Annotated in this window: 3 protein-coding genes and 2 pseudogenes; all 5 read right to left on the minus strand. The window is 39.2% G+C overall.

The genetic code is table 11. The features are described 5' to 3' along the window. Window positions 1–385: pseudogene (locus tag DW096_RS18955) on the minus strand (RHS repeat-associated core domain-containing protein); the annotation flags it as partial. A 108-nt stretch (window positions 386–493) separates the two neighbouring features. Continuing rightward, complete coding sequence (locus DW096_RS18960; RefSeq protein WP_057281495.1) at window positions 494–1,078, minus strand: hypothetical protein; 585 nt, start codon at window positions 1,076–1,078, stop codon at window positions 494–496. Then, the gene (locus DW096_RS18965) at window positions 1,041–2,294 is read right to left on the minus strand and encodes an RHS repeat domain-containing protein (RefSeq protein WP_117866734.1); all 1,254 of its coding nucleotides are present in this window, start codon (window positions 2,292–2,294) and stop codon (window positions 1,041–1,043) included. The genes DW096_RS18960 and DW096_RS18965 overlap by 38 nt, the downstream gene beginning before the upstream one ends. Before the next feature lie 143 nt (window positions 2,295–2,437). Then, on the minus strand, window positions 2,438–2,746 hold the full coding sequence (locus DW096_RS19340; RefSeq protein ID WP_035447399.1) for a hypothetical protein: 309 nt from the start codon (window positions 2,744–2,746) through the stop codon (window positions 2,438–2,440). Between the two features lie 548 nt (window positions 2,747–3,294). Next, window positions 3,295–4,608: pseudogene (locus DW096_RS18970) on the minus strand (RHS repeat-associated core domain-containing protein); the annotation flags it as partial. Window positions 4,609–4,794: the final 186 nt, after the last annotated feature.

Raw genomic sequence — 4,794 nt, forward strand, 5'->3', positions numbered from 1 at the left:
TACTTGTGATGTCGTAGCCACTGAGCAAGTTGTTCTGCACACTTTTCGTCATGCGCCCTTTGATGTCATAATAGAAAGCCTTATAGATCTTAGTGCTACTGCCAAAAACCGTAACGGCACTGCCGGTAAGAGAACCCCTGCCGTAGTCGGAAGTATCTTTGGTGAACTGGCCCGTAGGAAGTCCGGTACCACCCACAAAGCCGTAACCGTCATAGTAGCTCTGCACAAGCACGGTAGGACTGGAAGAAGGATTCTTACCCGTATACTCCCCCTGCAGGGTCAGCCGTCCCAGACTGTCGTACAAATAATACATATAGGAAATGTTATCCAGATAGGAAGTGCCCGTGCTGTTAAGCATCCGGAGAGTACGGATGTAGTCCTGCATGACCTACACAGAATTCTTCATTTGATAGACCTAAAAAACTATCCTAACATACAAAATATAGCATATCTGATGTTAGGATAGTAATTAAAGAGATTTTTCTTGAAGTAATCAACCTATATCAGGAGAAGATACAATATAAATGCAACCTGATTCACAATCAATATCTACGCAATAACCACATCTATGTAAAATATCAATAACATACCGTTGTTCCGGCAAAGTCAATATTCCATCTTCACAAGATGGAATAAACCATACATCATCAAAATAAGCAGAAAGTAATCCTTTCACTCCTTCATTCTCATAAATTGAGTCTATACGATATTGAGGAATAACTATATAATCTTTCAGTTGTATAAATGAAAGACTATCTACTATTAAAGTATCTTTGTACGAAAGTTCAATGAACTCTTTCTTTGGAAGTTTCAATTGAGGAATTGTCTTTTTACCTTCTTCCTCCAATATGGAAAATAATTCTACACTTTCCAACACTGTACAATAAGTAGAATCTTGCCATTTTATATTTACTGACATTAAAGAAGTTATAGGTACTCTATCAAGATCAGAAACCATCATCGCTTTTTCAGAATGCTTATACACTATATGAAAGAAGAAAGCGATTCCTCCAATTACAACAACTAAAGGTATAATTATGTTACTCCAATAGTTTTTTAGGTATTTTCTTTCCACCATATTCAATTCTTTTAGGATCACCTGTTTTTCTTCTAATCTTATTCTCTGTATTAACAGCGCGTACCTCCATTAGTTTTATACCATTTTCCGTTGTTTCATAAGTGGCAAATTTCTTGTCTACATCAAACGAATGCTGAAGTTCATGACTCAATCCGACTCTTGGAGTTCTCATTTCTTTTTCATTTCGACTCCTTCTTCTATTATTGGGATCATAATGGATTATACTGCCTTGTGAGATTTTCATTTCAACCTTTTCTTTATCAATTAGCGTTGAATTAGAAGCCCCTTTCTTAGGCATTGTAATATAATGAATATTCTCACTATCTTCCAACTCAGTGATAATATTAGCGACTCCTTTATCATCTTTCTTAAGTTGCTGCAAATCGACTTTCACATCCTTTTGATACTTAGTATCAAATCCAAAGAACATTTTCACATTATCTATCAAACCATTCGGGTTCGGATTTACAACAATTGTATCTCCATTCACATCTATGTTATTCACCGGATTATTCGCCCCATACTGATACGGTGACATCGAATAATACTTCTCTACAAACCTGTCATTGGTATGGCACCTTCCCAACGCTGCATCATAATGCCTTGCCCCGTAGTCATACCAGTTCAAGCCTTTCTTCGAGTCATACTCCTTGCCATTGTACTTGTAAGGCTGAGTATTGCTTGTACTTGCAAATACGCCGCCAAAAGGATAGTAATGGTTCGTTTCCTCTACCGTGCCGCTCTGGTTGATTACTACCCGGTGATTCCCCTGATGGTCTTTCAAGTAATAGTGATACTTGTTGTCACTCAAAGTTACATAACCCTCTTCGGTAAGAAGCAACTTCTGGACTCCGTTTTCATAGACCACGTTTCCGCAATAGTCCGTCGTCGTGGTGGTAGTACCTATCTTATGGACTGTTCTCAGCTTTGTGCCATCGGCTCCATAAATATAGGTGATAGTACTTCCGTCACTGAACGTTACTGTATTTGGCAAATTTAAACAATTATATGATATACCGGTAATATTCTTGTTTAAATCTTTAGTTAAATTGCCGTTGGCATCGTAGGTGTACTCGTTCGCCTGCTTCATGCTGTCCTTGAACTCGAAGCTGTTATTGTAGACGAAAGCTGTCGCGTTCTCGCGGAAACGGTTAGTGTCTGTACCAATGATTGTAGTATTATCATAGGCGGCGTTAACATTTGCTTTAAAGCTCATTGAATAAATTTTGCCATTGGGCCTTCATTACTCCACTTGGCAAGTTAGACTGCTAATATTTCTATTATAGTGGGTACCCTATAAAAAGAAACAGCGGATGTTTCCACCCGCTGTAATAGAATTGTTATAAAAATATTATTCAATTATTTGTTTTTTATTTTTAATATAAAATAGAATAAGAGCATAATAAAAACCTCAGATAATACACCTGGTAAATATAGAAACCCTATCATTATATCAAAATTAAAACGCCAAAATATAAAGAAAATAGTAGAAAGAGAGACAACAAGTATCAATTGCAGGCAACAATATAATAATGTCGTTTTAAGATTAAGCCTCAAATTCAATAATAATAATAAGAAGAACAAAACCGTTCCTAAAACAAACGTTATTGATCCTACAAATAATTCAACTGAAAATAAATCTCCTAATGATATACTTTGACTTTCCATATCTATTCAATTTTAACTTGTCTCTTTTTAGGATCATAATTTAGTGACTTAAAATTATCTTGATACTCTTTAACTATACTATTGGGCCTTGGATCTATAATTACTGGTGCCTTATCTTTTACAGATGGGTCTTGTTTCAAAACATCAGCCGCAAAAGTTCCACAATTATTATTCCTTAATGAATACTCTTTCCTCTTTGAATTAGCATTCTCCGCTATTTTTGATTCTGCATAGTTTTTCATTTCTTTAAACTTATCACTTTCAATATATGCTCCTTCTATTCTTCCGGCATGTCCCGCTTGTTCAGATATTATTGATAAAGTTTTATTCAATGATTCCAATGTAGGCTTTTTATCTTGTCCTATTTTTACATTTGGAACAGCGAATGTTCTGACAACTCCTTTACCCTCTTTGTCATATCTGCCATATTCATAATATTTAGTCACTCCTGTTTTATTATCAATCAATAATACTCCAGCATGACCTAAATTCCCAATTTTACCAATAGGAGTTGATATTTTATAATCAGGGAAGGCAATATAAATACCATCCTTCCCGTTAGGGTCTATACAATTTATAGGATTACTATAACAATAAGTATACAAACTTTCTGAATAATACTTCTCTGCCAACGGATCCACCGTCATAAACCGTCCCAACACTGCATCATAATGCCGTGCCCCGTAATCATACCAGTTCAAGCCTTTCTTCGTGTCATATTCCTTGCTATTGTACTTGTAAGGCTGAGTGCTTGTTGATGAAGCGAATACTCCTCCAAACAGATAGTAATGGTTTGTCTCCTCTACCGCTCCGCTCTGGTTTATGACTACACGGTTGTTCCCCTGATGGTCCTTCAAGTAATAGTAATACTTGTTGTCGCTCAAAGTAATATAGCCCTCTTCGGTAATCAGAAGCTTCTGGGCTCCGTTTTCATAGACCACATTCCCGCAATAGTCCGTTGTGGTGGTAGCGCCACCTATCTTATGAACCGTTCTTAGCTTTGTGCCGTCGGCTGCATAAACATAGGTAATCGTACTTCCGTCGCTGAACGTTACTGCACTTGGCAAATTTAAACAATTATATTGAATATCGGTGATTCCCTTGTTCAAATCTTTGGTTAAATTGCCGTTCGCATCGTAGGTGTACTCTCCGACCTGCTTCACGCCGTCCTTGAACTCGAAGCCTCCACCGTAAGCAGAAGCCATCACGGCATCGTCCACACGGCTCAACTGATTGCCGTTCAAGGTAAAAGTCAGGTTGTCTATCAGGCCGTAGGCACTGGCACCAGTCTGGCCGTAACGTTGCAAACTCTTGATGTTACCGTTCTTGTCATAACCCGTAACGTTCTCCGAGAAGCGGTTCGCATTCGTGCTGATACTTGCTGTCTCTCCATAGGTAGCGTTCAGTACTCTGTCAAGACCGTCGTAAGTGAATTTGTAACCACGGACTGTACTTTCGTTCCCGGACTTCCAGGTTATGTTGCTGATGCTGCCGTTGTACTTCGCAGTACCCACACCCGTGTTGTAGTACAGGTTCTGCGTGAAGCGTGTGCCGCTGATTCCCGTCAGCCAGCTACGCAGGTTGTAGGTATAAGTCAGCTTGTTGGTGCTCGTACCGTGATACTGCTTGGTCAGCAAACGACCGAAGTTGTCATAAGTCGCATCGTACAGAGTAATCGCAGTGCTGCCAAGACTATGCTGCACTTTGTTTATTCTGTCCGCATGGTCGTAGGTATAGGTATATACTTCCGTGCGCGTGGTCTTTCCGCTGGCAGTATGTGTATGTGTCACACCAGACAGCTTGTCGGAGAAAGTATAAACCGTACTTGTGATGTCGTAGCCACTGAGCAAGTTGTTCTGCACAAGCACGGTAGGACTGGAAGATGGATTCCCCCCTGCAGGGTCAGCCGTCCCAGACTGTCGTACAAATAATACATATAGGAAATGTTATCCAGATAGGAAGTGCCCGTGCTGTTAAGCATCCGGAGAGTACGGATGTAGTCCTGCATGACCTACACAGAATTCTTCATTTGATAGACCTAAAAAACT

This window comes from Bacteroides sp. AM07-18, from assembly GCF_003602695.1.
Taxonomy (GTDB): domain Bacteria; phylum Bacteroidota; class Bacteroidia; order Bacteroidales; family Bacteroidaceae; genus Bacteroides; species Bacteroides uniformis.